Genomic DNA, 1,414 nt, shown 5'->3' on the forward strand with positions numbered 1-1,414 from the left:
ACGTGAGTGTATCATCGAATGCCACGAACGTCTCCGTCGGAGATTCGGTGACAGTCAACGTGACGGTTAACAATCAGGGAGATGTAGCGAGTCAGCAGTCGGTGATGAGTCTTCGAAACGGAAGCAGTGACGTCGATTCCGTTGCGGTTCCAGCGCTTGCACCTGGTGAAGACACAAACCTTTCGCTACGTGGAACAGTCGATGCGAGCGGGTCGCTGGCTATCCTAGCTGACTCAGACGAGACCATTACGGAGTTCAATGAACAGAATAATCGGCACACTGTCCGCTTTGTTGAGCCAGATGTGACCGTAACTGAGTTAGAAGCAAGTCGTGAAAATGGTACAATCACGTTTGCCGCACGTGTGAGCAACCCATCGGCCGTTCGGTCACAAGCGATGGAAATACGACTGGAGAACGGACCAAACGTATCTACCAGTCAGCATATTTCGGCACTCGAGCCTGAGACGGATACCGTTGTCAATTTCAGCATCTCTGAGGATAGGCTTACGTCCGCGTTTGCGACGAGGGTGACTGCCGATTCGAATGAGTCGGTTACCGAATCCGATGAGACGAACAACGCACGTACTGCGAATGTGCTTCGTCCAACCGTTGAGTTACAACCAGGTGAAGTAAATTACTACCAGCAGGATGGGACGACCACTGCCGTCGTTCTCGTTCCAAACACAGGTCTTCAGAGTGCTACCGGGTCTGTTACCGTCTCGAATTTCAACGGTAGTGAACAGTTCGGACAGACCACTGTGACACTTAATGCGTCTTCGAACACGAAGACTGCAGCCTACACGTCTACCGAACTTCCACTGAAAGATGTTTCTGAGAACGAGACGGTGTTGGTTACTGTAGAAATAAACAACACCACAGAAGACATCGCGGTCGATACAGTTGCACACAACACGACGTTGACCCCACCAACAGGGACAATCGAACTCAACCAGAGTACGGTTGAGCGGAATCGCTCGGTCAAACTATTTGCGGAGACTCACGATATTGATGGTACCATCGAAAGTCTCGAATGGCGGGTGAATGGGGCAGTCATCGCGACGAACCAGTCGAACCTGACATGGACTCCAAACGAGCGCGGAAATCAGACGGTTACGTTGGTGATACGCGACGACGACGGCGTCGAAAAGACTGTCAATCGGACTGTCTACGTCCACGTGCCGCGGTTGAGTTCTGCGCTCTCTGTCCCAACGGACCCAGATGGAGATGGTGAGTTTGAGGACATCAACGGAGACGGTGAAGTGAACATTGTTGACGTTCAAGCCATGTTTGTCAACCGAGACAAGGTTGTGACGACAAACAGCTCCCGTGCCTTCGATTTCTCGGGGAATGGAGTGGTAAACATCATCGATGTCCAGCATCTCTTTAACGAGGTGATATAACGCGCACGGCCAGT

1 protein-coding gene is annotated in these 1,414 nt (G+C 51.6%); it reads left to right on the top strand.

Translation table 11 applies throughout. The annotated features are described in order from the left end of the window. Positions 1-1,400 (top strand): CARDB domain-containing protein (locus AUR66_RS15350; RefSeq protein ID WP_231727921.1); only part of this gene is annotated, 1,400 nt, incomplete at its 5' end. Positions 1,401-1,414 lie beyond the last annotated feature (14 nt).

Origin of the sequence: Haloferax profundi, from assembly GCF_001469865.1 — an archaeon.
Classification (GTDB): domain Archaea; phylum Halobacteriota; class Halobacteria; order Halobacteriales; family Haloferacaceae; genus Haloferax; species Haloferax profundi.